This window comes from Rhodococcus sp. IC4_135, assembly GCF_011602025.1.
Lineage (GTDB): Bacteria > Actinomycetota > Actinomycetes > Mycobacteriales > Mycobacteriaceae > Rhodococcus_F > Rhodococcus_F baikonurensis.
The window spans coordinates 1-471 of sequence record NZ_JAAOLG010000131.1 but is presented as its reverse complement, the minus strand read 5'-3'; the positions used below and the strand labels follow the sequence as shown (position 1 = coordinate 471).

Annotated in this window: 1 rRNA gene; it reads left to right on the top strand. The window is 51.6% G+C overall.

The window, feature by feature from the left end:
- Positions 1-61: ribosomal RNA gene (locus G8767_RS35330) — 16S ribosomal RNA — on the top strand; the annotation flags it as partial.
- Positions 62-471 lie beyond the last annotated feature (410 nt).

The window sequence follows — 471 nt, the reverse complement described above, 5'->3', positions numbered from 1 at the left end:
GATTGGGACGAAGTCGTAACAAGGTAGCCGTACCGGAAGGTGCGGCTGGATCACCTCCTTTCTAAGGAGCATTCTCCAATCCAATATCCACACAGGTGGATGGTTGGTTGGCAGAGCCTGTTTCGGATCCACTTGTGGTCCGGCGGGAGCTCATGGGTGGACGCTGACAAACTTGATCGTCGTACGGTTTCTCCTCTGTGGGAGGCCGGCGAACAATATATCGGCATACTGTTGGGTCCTGAGAGAACACGCGAGTGTTTCCTCTAGGAAGTAACGACAAATGACTGCTGCAGTCATACCGCAAGAATTATTCGTGAGAATGTTTTTGTTGGTGTCTGCGTGAGGTGGTTGTTTGTGTGTTGTTTGAGAACTGCACAGTGGACGCGAGCATCTTTGTTGTAAGTAATGAAGAGCGTACGGTGGATGCCTTGGCACCAGGAGCCGATGAAGGACGTAGGAGGCTGCGATAAG